Genomic DNA, 14,580 nt, shown 5'->3' on the forward strand with positions numbered 1-14,580 from the left:
CGATTTCGCCTTCCCCCCAGTGGGGAGAAGGCAACCAATGCGAGTTGATACGGCTCTTTCCCCGCTCACTGCCCCATGGTCGAGCGATGCGCCCAACCTGTCATGCGCTTTTCGAGCCAGGCCATGATCGCATACATGACGATACCTTCCACGGCGAGCATCAACAGACCGGCAAAGACCAGTGGGACGTTGAACTGGCTTTGCGCCGAACTCATCATATTACCGAGGCCATAATTGGAGGCGACGGTTTCCGATACGACCGAGCCGACGAAGGCGAGCGTGATGGCGATTTTCAGCGAGCCGAAGAAGTAAGGCATGGAGCGCGGAATGCCGACCTTCAGCATGATATCCATCTTCCTGGCGCCAAGTGCGCGCAGCACGTCCTCAGTTTCCGGCTCGATGGTGGCCAAACCGGTCGCGACGTTGACGACGATGGGGAAGAAGGAAATCAGGAACGCAGTCAGAACCGCAGGAACAGTGCCGATGCCGAACCAGATGACGAGGATCGGCACCAGCGCCACTTTGGGGATGGCGTTAAAACCGATCATCAGCGGATAAAGTCCGGCATAGATGGTTTTCGACCAGCCGATAAAGAGGCCGATGGCGAGACCCGCCGCGACGGCGATCGCAAAACCGAGCGTGGTGGTATAGAGCGTCTGCAGTGAGTTCTTCCAGATCGGCGACCAATATTGCACGATGGCCTGCCCCACACGCACGGGAGATGGCAGAATGGTTGGCGGCATTTTCAGCGCGTAGACCAGCAATTCCCACATTGCAAACAGCGCCAGCGTATAGAGCCAGGGGGCGGCCTTCACCCAGTTGACCCGGGCGATCAGCGGTTTCGACGGCGCGGTTGCCATGCTGCTTTCCACAAACGCACTCATGCCGCCACCCTCGCCTGCGCTATCTCGCCATGCAGTTCCTGCACCATGTCGTTGAAACCCTTGTCATACATGATATCCAGCTGGCGCGGCCGCGCAAAAGGCACGCGGTGCTCCGCCAGAACGCGGCCCGGCCTTGCACTCATCACGAAAATCTTGTCGGCGAGAAAGGTCGCTTCGCGCAGGTCATGCGTCACCAGAATGATGGTAACCCGCTGCGCCGTATGCAGATCGCGGATGACACACCACAGTTCCTCACGGGTAAAGGCGTCGAGCGCGCCGAAGGGCTCATCCAGCATGAGAAGGTCCGGCTCGTGGATCAATGCGCGGCAGAGATTGGCGCGTTGCTGCATGCCGCCGGAAAGCTGCCAGGGGAATTTCGAGCCGAAGCCTTTGAGGCCGACGATTTCCAGCAGGCGTTCGGCTTTGGCGACATATTCGGCCTTATGCGCGCGCAGACGCCGGCGGTGTTTCTCGACGATCTCCAGCGGCAGCAGGATATTTTCGAGCGTCGTGCGCCAGGGCAGCATCGTCGGGTTCTGAAACGCCATGCCGACAATGGAAACCGGTTCCGTGACCTGCCGCCCGGCCACGATGACATTGCCCTTTTGCGGAATGTGCAGCCCCGTTACCAGCTTCATCAGGGTCGACTTGCCGCAGCCCGACGGGCCGACGACAGCAGCGAATTCCCCCTTGTCGACCGTCAGGTTGAGGCCGGATACAGCCAGCGTTCCGGCCGCCCCGCCGTAACGCATGTCGACATTGTCTATTTCCACGAGATGTGACATCGCAGTCCCCTTTTCAGCCCCCCATGCTATTTAAAAATTGCAAACCGCCCGGACCGGCAAGCGATCCGGGCGGTCGCCGTGACATCAATCAGGGAAGCATGCGCTCTTCCTTGGGCGGCAGGTAAGCCGCGTCGAAGACCTGCTCTGCCTTGACGTTGCCTTTCAGACCCATGGAAACTTTCAGGGTCTCGAGGGAGGCAGCAAGCCGGGCCGGATCGACGCCGCCCATGCCATTTTCCACCACATAGGGCGTCTTGATGTTCATGCTGTTGGCCATGTTGAGGCGTTCCAGCTCAATCGCGCTGTCAAGCGTCTCGTTACGCTTGAGCACGGCCGCCACGCCCTCTTCAGGGGTCTTGACGGAAGCGGCGAAGCCCTTGGCCAGCGCCTTGAGGAAACCCTTGACGGCATCAGGGTTTTTCTCAGCAAAATCAGTGTTTACCAGCACGGCATTGCCATAAAGATTCAAGCCATGCTCGGCCATCAGGATGGTCGAGATATCGTCATCGGCAATGCCCTGTTTTTTCAGGTTGAGGATCACCGAAAAGGCAAAGCCGAAGACGCCATCGACATCACCCTTGGCGAGCATCGGCTCACGCACCGGAAAGCCGATCGATTCGATCTTGATTTTGCTGTCGTCCAGCCCCGCGACCTGCTTGAAGGCTGGCCATTGCGCAAAAGCGCCATCCGGCGGCGGTGCGCCGAGTTTCTTGCCTTCCAGCGACTTCGGGTCGCCAGTCACACCAAGCGACTTGCGGCCCACGACGGCAAATGTCGGGCGTTCATAGACCATGTAAACGGCCTTGACCTTCTGGCTCGGATCCTCATCGAGGAACTTGATCACCGAATTGATGTCGCCGAAACCCATCTGGTAAGCGCCGGTTGCCACGCGCGGAATGGCCTCCACCGAGCCGTTGCCGCTGTCGATCGTCACGTCGAGGCCTTCGGCCTTGAAGTATCCCTTGTCCAGCGCCAGCAGGAAACCTGCTGCAGGTCCCTCGAATTTCCAGTCGAGCGTGAATTTCACCGGCGTTTCGGCATGGGCGCTCGTTACCGGCAGCGACAGCCCGGCAGCGGCACCGACTGCAGCAATGGCCAGAGCTCTCGACAACAACCTACGCGTTAATATCATCTATTCCCCCTGATGGTTATGGTTGGATTGGTTGCATAAGACCCAATTCCAGCCATCAAGGCAAGATAAAATTGCATACAAAATAGTCGTTATTTTGTATGCTTATTTTAAAGGCATTCATGGTCAACCGGCAGGCAAAAAGCCCGATTTTTGCCCATCCCGCATGCAACGAAGCGACAGCAATATCGTTCACGCAGCGAACACAGCGTTCTCACTTGCCGGGGTTGCGGATCAGGCGCAGCGTGGGACAAATAGGGCCACAAACAGCAGGCAAAACGGCGGGGACGGCAAGATGAATTCTGCACTGGGCATACACCACATCACGATGATCACCCGGAAGGTGCAGGCGAATGTCGATTTTTACGCCGGCTTTCTGGGCTTAAGGCTTGTCAAACGCACTGCCGGTTTTGAAGATGCCATGCAGCTTCACCTGCTTTACGGCGACGGAAACGCCTCGCCCGGCTCGCTTTTGACCTTCCTCGTCTGGGAAGACGGTGGGCAGGGCCGCGTGGGTTATGGCCAGACGCTGGAAGTTTCACTGGCGATCGACCCTGCCAGCATTGGTTTCTGGCTGACGCGCGCGCTGAAATTCGGCATCCGCGCCGAGGGCCCATCCGACGAATTCGGAACCCCTGTCATCCGGTTGAAAGACCCTGACGGCCTGATCGTCAAGCTGGTCGGCACGAACGCCTTCGCCGATGCCACGCCGCATGTGACAAACGACATTCCCGCAGAAGACGCCATTCGCCGGATTTATGGCGCGACGATGCTGAGCGAGGTGCCGGAAGAAACCGTGGCGTTCCTTACAAGATATTTCGGATACAGGCAGGAAAGCCAGACAGGCGCGATCCGCCGGCTCATATCGCAAAGCGGCGACATCATCGACGTGCGCGACGCGACCGGCTTCTGGTCCAGCGCCCCGGGCACCGGCACTGTTGACCACATCGCTTTCCGCGCGAAGGATTTGGACGAGTTGAACGCGGTTCTGGCCGAGCTGAAATCGCTGAATTCCAGCACGACGAATGCCCACGACCGGAAATATTTCCACTCGCTTTATGTCCGCGAACCGGGCGGCGTGCTGATTGAAATGGCGACCGACGCTCCCGGCATGACCGTGGACGAACCGCTGGAGGCACTCGGCGAAAATTTGTTCATCCCGCCACTCTTCATGAAGGACGAAGCGGATGTGCGCGTTGCGCTGCCGCAATTTTCTATGCCGGGCGAAGAACGTATCGTCTATCGCGACCTGCCCTTCGTGCACCGCTTCTATACGCCCGAGAAGCCGGATGGCAGCACCATCATCCTGCTGCACGGTTCCGGCGGCAGTGAAACCAGCCTGATGCCGCTGGCGCACCGGGCTGCTCCGGGCGCCACGCTTCTTGGCGTTCGTGGCCGCAGCACGGAGGAAGACATCGCGCGCTGGTTCCGGCGTCTGCCCGATTTCAGCTTCGACCAGAAGGATATCGTCTCGGAAGCGGAAGCCTTTGCCGCCTTCATTGACGGCGCCATTCGGTCCTATGGTCTGGATCGCTCTAAGCTGCGCTTCATCGGCCATTCCAACGGCGCAAATTTCTATGCGGCCTTTGCGGCACTCTACCCGGAGCTTGCCGGGGATGCGCTGCTTTATCGCCCGTTGCCGATTCTCGATAGATGGCCGGAAAGTGATCTTACCGGACGCAACTTCCTGCTCGTAGCCGGAGAACGCGACAAATATCGCGACAGAGCGGCAGATGTGCAAGGCAGGCTTGTGGCCGGCGGCGCGCGGGCAGAAGTGCAAATGATCGATGACGGTCACGATCTTGGGTTTGCCGATATCGAAGCGGCACGGCACTGGCTTGCGGCGTGACATCTGACGATACTGCGTTGCCTCGTGGTTTGTTCTCCCCCGCCGGGCAGAGCCACGGCAGCGGTATAAGGGGCAAAGGCCGTGAGATTGGGCAACGTTTTCCCCTCATCCGACCCTTCGGGCCACCGTCTCCCCGGCGGGCGGAAGAAACAAACGGCAACCTCCCGCATCCCTCAACCAAGCCTTGCATAAATTCGCCAAAACGGCTTTAAAAACAGCTTAGTAATTGGAGAGTCTGTTTGGAAATCCCGTTTCTCATCCTCGCCGTCATCGCAGCCTTCATCTATACGCTGGTCGCAAGCATCCGCAATTCAAGCCGCATCAAGTCGCTGGAGCGTGAGGTTCACGGCCTGAAGCGGCTGATGGCCACAGGGGCGGCCTCTCCTCTTGCCGCACAGGCGGAGGCGGATGCAGCCGCGGAAAACCCGGATTTCAGGGCGGAAGAAGAAAACCGGGCTTTGCCGGAAGAAGAGTTCGTCGAAACGGAGTATCCGTCCGAAACCGAAATGGCCGCGGCCATGGCGCCGGCGGAGAACCTTGCCAACGCGGAAGAGACAAGTGCGCTTTCCACTGAGGCCGCATCCGCGTCAGCCCCGAAGGAAAGCTTCGAAAGTCTGCTGGGCGCACGCTGGGCAGTGTGGGCAGGTGGGCTGGCGCTGGCGCTCGGCGGCATTTTCCTGATCAAATATTCGATCGAGTCTGGGCTCCTGAGCCCGGCCGTGCGGCTTTCGCTCGCCGCCATTTTCGGCCTCGGTCTCGGTCTTGCCGGCGAAGCAATCCGCCGCAGGGCCGTACCTGGTATCGCCACCACCTATTCCAACGCCATGATACCTGGCGTGCTGACGGCAGCGGGTGCACTGACGCTGTTCGGCGTTATCTATGCCGCCTACGGCATTTACGACTACATAAGCCCCACCACAGCTTTCATCCTGCTCGGGCTTGTCGCCTTCGCCACTATTGGCCTTTCACTTCTGCATGGGCAGGCGCTCGCCGGTCTTGGCCTTTTGGGCTCTATGCTGACGCCTGCGCTGATCGCCACCGAAACGCCTGATGTATGGGCGCTGTTCATCTTCCTGACGATCTCCTGGCTCGCGACAGCTGCTGCCGCGCGCAGGCAGCGCTGGACCGTGGCTCCCTCGCTTGCCAATGCCGGTCTCGGCCTCTGGGCGCTCGGCTATATCGCCATCGCCGACACGATCAGTGCCGCACCTCCGGTCCTTGCGCTTCTCGTCATGCTTGCGGGTACGATCTTCCTCTGGCCCGGACGCTATTTCGACGCAGCACCTGCCGAAACGGGAGAAACCGTAACTTCCGGGCGGCGCGCCGTTCGCGCCATGCGGCTTTTGCTGCGCCCGTCGCTTGCCATCAATCTCACCGTCTCAATGACCGTGATCCTGCCGGCATTCAGCTTTCTCGTCATCGGCGCAGGCATCGACCTTCATCCGGCCGTGATTGTCTCAGCGCTCATCGCAGGGCTGGCGGCCCTTGGTGCTTCCCGTCGCAACGCGGTCTGGCCCGCCATTATCGCAGCACTTGGCGCGCAGGCTGCGGTCTCGGTGATGTCTCGCTCCGGGCTCGATTTTATCGGCATCATCAACGATACCTCGATTGCGCTGCCGCCGGTGCGAACCGGCTACATGGCTGAAATCGCCATGGCGCTTGGTCTTGGCGCCATTCTTTTGCTCTGCGGTTTTTCCTTCCTGAAACGCAAGGGCGCGGACGATCCGGATTTCGCCCAGCTCTGGGCGGGCATTGCAGCTCTCTTCCCGGTCTGGCTCGGAACAGCGAGCTTCGTCGAATATGGAAATCTCGGTCGTGACTGGCTGCATGCAGCCTATGGCCTCGGCCTCGGTTTCCTGCTGATCGCCGCTGCCGAATGGCTGCACCGACAAAACAACGAGGCCTATCGCAAGCCGCTCAACATCCTCGTGCTCGGCTCCTTTGCCGCATTCGCGCTAAGCCTGCACACGCTGACTGAGGGGCTTACGACAACCATACTGCTTTCCGTCATCGGTTTCGGTTATGTGCTGGCAACCCGACAGCGCAACTGGGATGTGCTGCCCTGGGTCATGGCGATTGCAAGCGTCGCCGTTCTCGGCCGCATCGCTTGGGAGCCGACCATCGTCGGGCCGCAAAATCTTGGGCTCACGCCGGTCTTCAACGCGCTTCTGCCGGGTTACGGCATTCCGGCGCTGCTAGCTATCGTCTCCGCCTGGATGCTGCGCGACTGGCCGGGCTTCCGGGCAAAGAACTTCCTGCAGGCCATCGCCAGCCTGATGGGCCTGCTGGCGGTCGCAATCCTCATCCGCCATGCGATGAATGGCGGCACACTGGACGAAAGCGTGCCGACGCTTGGCGAACAGTCGATCTATACGCTGCTGACCATCGGTTTTTCAGGCGTACTGATGACGCTCGATTTGAAGAGCCCCAGCCCCGTCTTCCGTTACGGCTCGATGATTGCAGGCGTTATCGCCGTCATCAACGTGCTGGTGATGCATTTCTTCACGCTGAACCCCTATTTCACCGGCGAAAATACCGGCCGCATCCCGTTCCTCAACCTGCTGCTGATCGGTTACCTGCTGCCGGCGCTTGCCTATGGCGGCCTTGCCTATTACGCACGCGGCAAGCGGCCTGCAGCCTATGTCAGCCTGCTGGCCGTGGCGGGTGCCGCACTCGGCTTTGCCTGGGCCACGCTTTCGGTCCGCCGTTTCTGGCAGGGTGAAAACATTGCCAACTGGAAAGGCTTCCTGCAGGGCGAGACCTACAGCTACTCGGTGGTCTGGCTGTTGATCGGCGTATTGCTGCTCATCGTCGGTTCGCGCTTCAATGCCCGCAGCCTGCGTCTGGCATCCGCCGCCTTCGTGCTGATCTCCGTCGCCAAGGCATTCCTGATCGACATGAGCAATCTTGAGGGCGTGCTGCGGGCGCTGTCCTTCATCGGGCTTGGCGTCGTGCTGATCGGCATCGGTCTGTTCTATCAGAAAATCCTCACCCGGCAGCCGAAGACATGATCCCGGCTGAGGCTTTTGCGCCCTATGCGGCGCTTGCGCAGGACCTGATACCGCATGCCGCCGATGCGGGCGACGGCTCACACGATCTTGCCCATATCCACCGCGTCTTCCGCAACGCCATGCGCATCCATGCGGGCGAAGGCGGCGATGGCACGGTGCTTGCGGCCAGCGTGCTCTTGCATGATTGCGTAGCTGTGGAGAAGAACTCGCCGCTTCGCGCGCAGGCCTCACGGCTGGCGGCGGAAAAGGCCTCCGGCATTCTGGCCGGGCTTGGCTGGCGTCAGGCCGATATTGACGCCGCCGCGCATGCCATCACCACACATAGTTTTTCCGCCAATATCGAGCCGCAGACGCTGGAGGCAAAGATCCTTCAGGATGCCGACCGGCTGGACGCCATCGGCATGGTGGGTGCTGCGCGTTGCTTTTATATTGCCGGACGCATGGGTTCGGCGCTCTACGACCCGGCCGATCCGCTGGCAAAGGACCGTCCGCTTGATGATCGCGCCTTCGCCATCGACCATTTCGAAACCAAGCTGTTCAAGCTTGCGGATGGTTTCCGCACCGAAACCGGGCGAGAACTGGCAAAGGACCGCCATGAGCGGCTGAAACAGGTGCTGGACCTGTTTCTCGACGAAATCTGAGGAGACCTGAATGCGTGTGACCGAACTCAACATCTACCCGCTGAAAAGCGCGCGCGGCATTGTCCTCTCGAAAAGCGATGTTTCGGCGGAAGGCCTGCCCGGCGACCGGCGCGCCATGCTGACCGACCCTTCGGGCCACTTCATCACCCAGCGCGAATTGCCTGATATTGCCACGGTTCTGGCACAGCACGCGGATGGCGGCATGGTGCTTTCGCGGGAAGCAGGTGGCGAGATTTTCGCCATGCCTTCCGGGCAGCGCATGGATGTGGCCGTATGGAAATCGATCGTCAGCGCCAATATCGCCGATAGCGAAACCAACGACACATTGTCTGAGTGGCTTGGGCGCGAGGTGAAGCTGGTGTTCTTCGATGACATCGCAAAACGCATCGCGAGCCTTGAATGGACCGGCAACGAAACGCCCGTCACCTTTGCGGACGGTTACCAGATCCTCGTCACCACCACCGCTTCACTTGCAGCCCTTAACGACAATATGCGTGCAAATGGCGAGGACGCCGTTGGCATGGAGCGGTTCCGGCCCAATATCGTGCTGGAAACGGACGAGCCGTGGGCGGAGGATCGCTGGGCGGCGATCGAGATCGGCGGCATCCGTTTCGACTTCGTCAAGCCCTGCGCCCGCTGCATCATGACGACACAGGACCAGATCACCGGCTCCCGCGATGTACCCTCCCCCATGAAGGCCATGGGCCGCATCCGCATGTCCGGCGACCGGCGCGTGCCCGGACCGCTCTTCGGCTGGAATGTGACACCGCGCGGCGAAGGCAGGCTAGCTGTTGGGGATGCGGCAAAGGTAGTCGAGGAACGGCCGGACGGCTGGGCGATCAAGAGGCGTTAAGCTGTCGGGCGATGCATCTCACGATCTCGTATCAAGGCTTCTTCGCACCGACGATCAGGAAAATCGGACGGCGGTCTTCGTGTTTCATCTCCGGCCGCTCCGCCAGCAGGGCGGGATCGGGCCTCGGTTCCGCGAGCCGCGTGATCGCAAAGCCTGAAGTCAGCAGGGCGTTGAGAATGCCTGACACCGTGCGGTGATATTTGACGACATCATCCGCCATCCAGTTGGAATGGCGCACGCCCTCGTTCTGATAGTTATCGAGCGGCCAGTGCAGTATTTCGCCATCTTCGCCGTAGAACCAGTCCTGTTTGTCCAGCGCCGTGAACACGGGGTGCTCGATGGAAAAGACAAAGTCACCGCCGGATTTCAACACGGAGAAAACTCTCGCGAATGCCGCATCGAGGTCGCGGACGTAGTGCAGAGCGAGTGAGCTCAGTACCAGATCGAAGCTCTCCGGCGCAAAATCGATGTCCTCGATCGCGGCGCGGCGATATTCGATGCCGGGGCCGCCGTTTATCTCGGCGGCGCGGCGCAGCATATTTTCCGACAGATCGACCCCGACGACATGCGCCACGCCCTGCTCTACGGCATGGCGGCAATGCCAGCCAAAACCGCAACCGAGATCAAGAACGGTCTTGTCTTTCAGCGTTGGCAACATGGCGCGCAGCTCATGCCATTCGCCCGCCTGACGCAGCCCCTCCAGAGAGCGTGGCATGGCGCTGTAGCGCTCGAAAAACTGCGGGTCGTCGTAAATATTCTGCTTCATCGTTGCCTCACCTTGCCCGATGGCATTTCACCTGAGTGTCTCATCAATCGCACGAATAGTGCCGTCAAGAAAAGTTGCTAGTGGGGCAGCCTTGCAAAAGATAATATTCCTCTCATCAAAGGGGAATTTTGCGGCACAGCGTCCCACGGGGCGAGGTGCTGCATCGGGAGAGTTTCATGTCGCAAGCCACACGCCAAACCATGCCCTGGGCGATCATCGTCGCCGGGTCGCTGATCGCGGTCATGACCTTCGGGCCACGCTCGGCGATGGGCTTTTTCCAGCTACCCATGCTGGCCGATACCGGCTGGGACCGCTCCACCTTCGGACTTGCCATGGCGTTGCAGAACCTGTTCTGGGGTCTAGGCCAGCCATTCTTCGGCGCCATCGCCGATAAATTCGGCACCGGCCGTGTGCTCATGCTTTCCGGCTTTCTCTATGCGGCTGGCCTCATCTGCATGTCCTTCGGCACGTCGCCCTTCTGGCTGCATTTCGGTGGTGGTGTGCTTGTCGGGCTTGGCATTGCCGCTGGTTCGTTCAGCGTCATTCTTTCGGCCTTCGCGCGGCATGTTACGCCGCAGCAACGCTCGCTTGCCTTCGGCATCGGCACCGCGGCGGGATCGGCGGGCATGTTCCTGTTTGCGCCCATCAGCCAGGGCCTGATTTCCACCTATGGCTGGTCGGACAGTCTCGTCTGGCTTGCCGTAATGATGATGCTGGTGCCACTGCTGGCCTATCCGATGCGCGGCAATTCCTCGTCCGGCAGCCAGTCGCAGACGCAATTCAAGCAGACGGCAGGCGAGGCGCTGAGAGAAGCGCTCGGCCACAAGAGCTATCTGCTTTTGACCACCGGCTTTTTCGTCTGCGGTTTTCAGGTGGCCTTCATCACCGCGCATTTTCCGGCCTATCTCGGCGATATCGGCATCGAACCCCGCTATGCGGTCATCGCCATGGCGCTGATCGGCTTCTTTAACATCATCGGATCGCTGGCCGCCGGCGTCATTGCCCAGCGTTACTCGAAACCCTATCTGCTGGCCTACATCTATATCGCCCGCTCAATCGCCGTCACGGCTTTCCTGCTTCTGCCGCAAACGCCGCTTTCGGTCATCATCTTCGCGGCCGTGATGGGCATCCTGTGGCTTTCCACCGTGCCGCCGACCAATGCGCTGGTGGCGATCATGTTCGGCACGCGCCATCTCGGCATGCTGGGTGGCGTCGTATTCCTGTCGCATCAGATTGGCTCGTTCCTCGGCGTCTGGCTCGGCGGCTTCCTTTACGACAAGCTCGGCTCCTACGATCTCGTCTGGTGGCTCGGCGTCGGCATGGGTATTTTTGCGGCCATCGTGCATTGGCCTATTCAGGAACGACCCGCACCTCGGCCAGCAATGGCCTGAGGCTATACCGCCTTATCGAGCGCAGGCAGCACCGCCTTGCGCTCCAGTGCCTTCAACGCCGCCTGCACGAAACCGTCGCGGGCGGCGTTTTCATTGAGGCCGCGTGGATCATAAACATGGCGGTTGAGGAAATGGGCGGTGAGACGGAAGGCGGCCGCGAGGCTGTCGCGATCGGCGGCCTTCGACTGACCTTCGCTCAGGAAAGCCGGAAGCGAAAGCATACGCGCCGCATAGGGCGCCCCCGCCGTACTACAGACCGCCCTGCCCGTTTTGGGCGATACATAGATGAGATCGGTGCGCAGGCCCGTTGCCGCGCATTCCGTAAGATCGAGACCGAAACCGAGATCGTTCAGCACCGCCAGCTCGAAACGCACGAACAGTTCCCCGGCATCAACAGGATCGTGGAGATTGTCGAGAATGACGTCGAGCGCCTGATAGAGATGCGGATGCGGGTCACGCTCCGGCAGAAGTCGCAGCAGCGCGCCCATGGCCTGCACGCCATAAACGGCGGTTGCCGTTTCCATCAATTGCGCTGCCCGCAACTGCAAAGGCTCAATGCGGAATTCGCCGAGATGGTCGTCAAGCCGCGCCCGCCAGATCACATCCACCCGGTTTCCCGCCTGCAGCACCGGCTGCATGCTGCGGGAGCGCCCGCCGCGCACCATCCCCAGATGGCGGCCGCGCAAACGGGTCATCACCTCGGCGATGACGCTGGTCTCGCCATGACGCTTTACGCCGAGAATGATTGCCTCGTCCTGCCACTGCATGAAATCTGTCCGAATTCCGATTCAAGCCCGATCATAACCGATCTGACGGCGAAACGTTATTCTTTTACGGTGTCACGCGCCGCAGCAACGAGCGTCGTCACGAAATCGGCGATTTCGTTTTCACCGAAAGGCTTGCCCAGCAAGGGCGCATGCACGAGATCTTCGGGAAAACCACTCGTGTCGCCATAACCGCTGACGAAACCGAAGGGAATTCCATGATCGCGCAGGTGGCGGGCAAAATCGTAACTCTTGCCGTCGGAAAGGCTGACGTCGAGAAGCACGCAATCGGCGCCATCCCGTCCTAATGCGTCCTGTGCCTGCGCAAGTGTCGTCGCAATCGTGATGGTTTCAACGCCGATGGACTGGAGAACCGCCTCGACGTCAAGCGCCACCAGATATTCATCTTCAACGATGATGCAGCGTTGTGGCACCATGTTTCTTCTTCTTTCAACGTGAAGGGAACCAGACGGATTTGCGCCGCTGTCGCCAATGTGATTTTCAAGCGCCATGTCGACAGAGTTCGCAAATTACGGACCCAACGTCATTTAAAAAAGACATGTCGAAAAAAGATCAGATGAAGGGTCTTGGCCGCTTTTCATCGTTTTGCCAACCGGCAACATGGCTCAGTCCGGCATCGTCCAGCACCAGACAGCCCTTGTCCGTCCAGCGAATCAGACCGCGATCGACAAGCTTTCTCAAGGTCTTGTTGGTGTGGACGATGGAGAGGCCGAGCGTATCGGCAACGTGCTGCTGGGTCACCGGGATCGGCGTTTCGCCCTGCACGAGATTAACCGCCTTTGCCTTGCTGTAAAGGAACGCGATGAGATACGCGGCACGCTCGATCGCGGTGCGCCGGCCGATGCTGAGCAAGTGGTTGTCGAGCATGCGCTCCTCGCTTGCTGCAATCCACGTCAGGTCATAGGCAAGGGTCGGATGATCGGTGAAGAGGTTGTTGAGTCGCGAGCGCTCGAAGACACACAGTGTCACCGGCGACAGCGCCTCCACCGAATGCTGCATTTCCCCCATGACCGTGCCCTGCAGGCCGACAAGATCGCCTGGCATGACATAATTGAGGATCTGCCGCCTGCCGTCTTCCAGTGTTTTATAACGGAAAGCCCAGCCTTGAAGGACAGTGTAGAGATGGGCGCTGTGCGACCCTTCCATCAAAATGACGGAACCGCTTTCGACCGCCAGTTCCCCTGTCTTGAAACGGGAGACGAAATCCAGTTCGGAAGAGGAAAAGTCCCTGAAATGCGGCAGGTCGCGCAAGGGACAGTGCTGACACGGGGTGGTGGAAATTCCGTTCGGTTTTTTTGGCGACATGAATATCCATCATCGAAAAAAAGGTTGCGCCCAATCGTTTTGGAACAACCCACCCGAATGCATTCGGTTCCCGATAAAAGGTTGAAGATATTCAGAATGTTCGTTGTGTGTCGTTCCGTTTCCGGCCGGCACATCCACATTCCTGTGCCTGTCACAGGAATGTGGGACGAACCGGATGTGCCTTATCCCCGCGGAAATTCCAGGCCCATTTCGCGGAAACGTTCGGGGTCGTCGCCCCAGTTTTCGCGAACCTTGACGAACAGGAAGAGGTGGACCGGCTGTTCGAGGATTTCAGACAGTTCCTTACGCGAGGCGGTGGAGATCGCCTTGATCGCGTCGCCGTTCTTGCCGAGAGCGATCTTCTTCTGGCTGTCGCGCTCGACGTAGATCACCTGCTCGATGCGCACGGAGCCGTCCTTGCGTTCTTCCCACTTCTCCGTCTCGACATGCGAGGCGTAGGGAAGCTCCTGATGCAGACGCAGGAACAGCTTTTCGCGGGTGATTTCGGCGGCAAGCTGGCGCATCGGAAGATCGGAAATCTGGTCTTCCGGATAATACCACGGACCTTCCGGCAGGGTATCGACCAGATAATCCATCAGGTCTTCGCAGCCCGAACCGTTGGTGGCCGAAATCATGAAGGTCCGGTCGAAGGTCACGTGCTCATTGGCGGCGGCAGCAAGCTTCAGCAGGTCTTCGCGCTTCACCTGGTCGATTTTGTTAAGGCAGAGGATTTTCTTCTGCGGAACATCCTTCAGCCCCTCGAGAATCGCTTCCGCGTCACCCTTCAGGCCGCGTTCGCTGTCGATCAGCAGCAGGATGAGATCCGCATCCTTCGCTCCGCCCCAGGCCGAAGTGACCATGGCGCGGTCGAGCCTGCGGCGCGGCTTGAAGATGCCGGGCGTGTCCATGAAAACAATCTGCGCATTTTTGTGAATGGCGATGCCGCGCATCACCGCGCGCGTCGTCTGTACCTTGTGGCTGACGATCGAAACTTTTGCACCCACCAGCCTGTTGACCAGCGTCGACTTGCCGGCATTGGTCGGGCCGATGAGGGCCACGAAGCCGGAGCGGGTCGGAAGGGCGATGTCTTCGCCGGCAACGGCGGGGTTTTCGTGATCGGTCATGATATCCATTCAAGGTCTGAGGTATTCAACATGCGGCCACAAGGCTCGCCATGCGCT

At 59.8% G+C, this 14,580-nt stretch carries 13 protein-coding genes; 5 read left to right on the top strand and 8 right to left on the bottom strand.

The genetic code is table 11. The features are described 5' to 3' along the window. Positions 1-65 precede the first annotated feature (65 nt). From ACQZ5Y_RS00820 to ACQZ5Y_RS00830, 3 genes are all read right to left on the bottom strand, one after another. The gene (locus ACQZ5Y_RS00820; RefSeq protein ID WP_003512280.1) at positions 66-884 is read right to left on the bottom strand and encodes an ABC transporter permease; all 819 of its coding nucleotides are present in this window, start codon (positions 882-884) and stop codon (positions 66-68) included. Then, positions 881-1,669, bottom strand: coding sequence for an ABC transporter ATP-binding protein (locus ACQZ5Y_RS00825; protein WP_003512279.1), 789 nt, complete (start codon positions 1,667-1,669; stop codon positions 881-883). The genes ACQZ5Y_RS00820 and ACQZ5Y_RS00825 overlap by 4 nt, the downstream gene beginning before the upstream one ends. Before the next feature lie 88 nt (positions 1,670-1,757). After that, complete coding sequence (locus ACQZ5Y_RS00830) at positions 1,758-2,801, bottom strand: ABC transporter substrate-binding protein (RefSeq protein ID WP_174049309.1); 1,044 nt, start codon at positions 2,799-2,801, stop codon at positions 1,758-1,760. 292 nt (positions 2,802-3,093) lie between these two features. Here ACQZ5Y_RS00830 and ACQZ5Y_RS00835 point away from each other — a divergent pair, with 292 nt between their 5' ends. From ACQZ5Y_RS00835 to ACQZ5Y_RS00850, 4 genes are all read left to right on the top strand, one after another. Then, on the top strand, positions 3,094-4,647 hold the full coding sequence (locus tag ACQZ5Y_RS00835; protein ID WP_111803706.1) for a VOC family protein: 1,554 nt from the start codon (positions 3,094-3,096) through the stop codon (positions 4,645-4,647). 239 nt (positions 4,648-4,886) lie between these two features. Continuing rightward, positions 4,887-7,658, top strand: coding sequence for a DUF2339 domain-containing protein (locus tag ACQZ5Y_RS00840; RefSeq protein WP_174049308.1), 2,772 nt, complete (start codon positions 4,887-4,889; stop codon positions 7,656-7,658). Continuing rightward, positions 7,655-8,299, top strand: coding sequence for an HD domain-containing protein (locus ACQZ5Y_RS00845; RefSeq protein WP_013635802.1), 645 nt, complete (start codon positions 7,655-7,657; stop codon positions 8,297-8,299). Before ACQZ5Y_RS00840 ends, ACQZ5Y_RS00845 begins: the two co-directional genes overlap by 4 nt. Positions 8,300-8,309: 10 nt before the next feature. Then, complete coding sequence (locus tag ACQZ5Y_RS00850; RefSeq protein ID WP_111783193.1) at positions 8,310-9,152, top strand: MOSC domain-containing protein; 843 nt, start codon at positions 8,310-8,312, stop codon at positions 9,150-9,152. 31 nt (positions 9,153-9,183) lie between these two features. On the opposite strand, the gene ACQZ5Y_RS00855 is transcribed toward ACQZ5Y_RS00850, so the two are convergent. Beyond that, positions 9,184-9,918: a class I SAM-dependent methyltransferase gene (locus ACQZ5Y_RS00855; protein WP_174049307.1), complete on the bottom strand. Its 735-nt coding sequence runs from the start codon at positions 9,916-9,918 to the stop codon at positions 9,184-9,186. A gap of 176 nt (positions 9,919-10,094) precedes the next feature. Here ACQZ5Y_RS00855 and ACQZ5Y_RS00860 point away from each other — a divergent pair, with 176 nt between their 5' ends. Then, positions 10,095-11,309 (top strand): MFS transporter, encoded by a 1,215-nt coding sequence (locus tag ACQZ5Y_RS00860; protein ID WP_174049306.1) that lies wholly within the window; start codon positions 10,095-10,097, stop codon positions 11,307-11,309. Positions 11,310-11,311: 2 nt separating this feature from the next. Here the strand turns inward: ACQZ5Y_RS00860 and recO are convergent, their stop codons facing one another. The 4 genes from recO to era form a co-directional block, all read right to left on the bottom strand. After that, the gene (recO, locus tag ACQZ5Y_RS00865) at positions 11,312-12,076 is read right to left on the bottom strand and encodes a DNA repair protein RecO (protein WP_025592903.1); all 765 of its coding nucleotides are present in this window, start codon (positions 12,074-12,076) and stop codon (positions 11,312-11,314) included. A 56-nt stretch (positions 12,077-12,132) separates the two neighbouring features. Beyond that, a complete protein-coding gene (locus tag ACQZ5Y_RS00870) occupies positions 12,133-12,510 on the bottom strand; it encodes a response regulator (RefSeq protein WP_025592901.1) in 378 nt (125 codons plus the stop codon). A gap of 136 nt (positions 12,511-12,646) precedes the next feature. After that, positions 12,647-13,399, bottom strand: coding sequence for a Crp/Fnr family transcriptional regulator (locus ACQZ5Y_RS00875; RefSeq protein ID WP_003512249.1), 753 nt, complete (start codon positions 13,397-13,399; stop codon positions 12,647-12,649). 182 nt (positions 13,400-13,581) lie between these two features. Beyond that, on the bottom strand, positions 13,582-14,532 hold the full coding sequence (era, locus tag ACQZ5Y_RS00880; protein WP_013635798.1) for a GTPase Era: 951 nt from the start codon (positions 14,530-14,532) through the stop codon (positions 13,582-13,584). Between the last annotated feature and the right edge of the window lie 48 nt (positions 14,533-14,580).

The organism is Agrobacterium sp. A3-95, assembly GCF_053521785.1.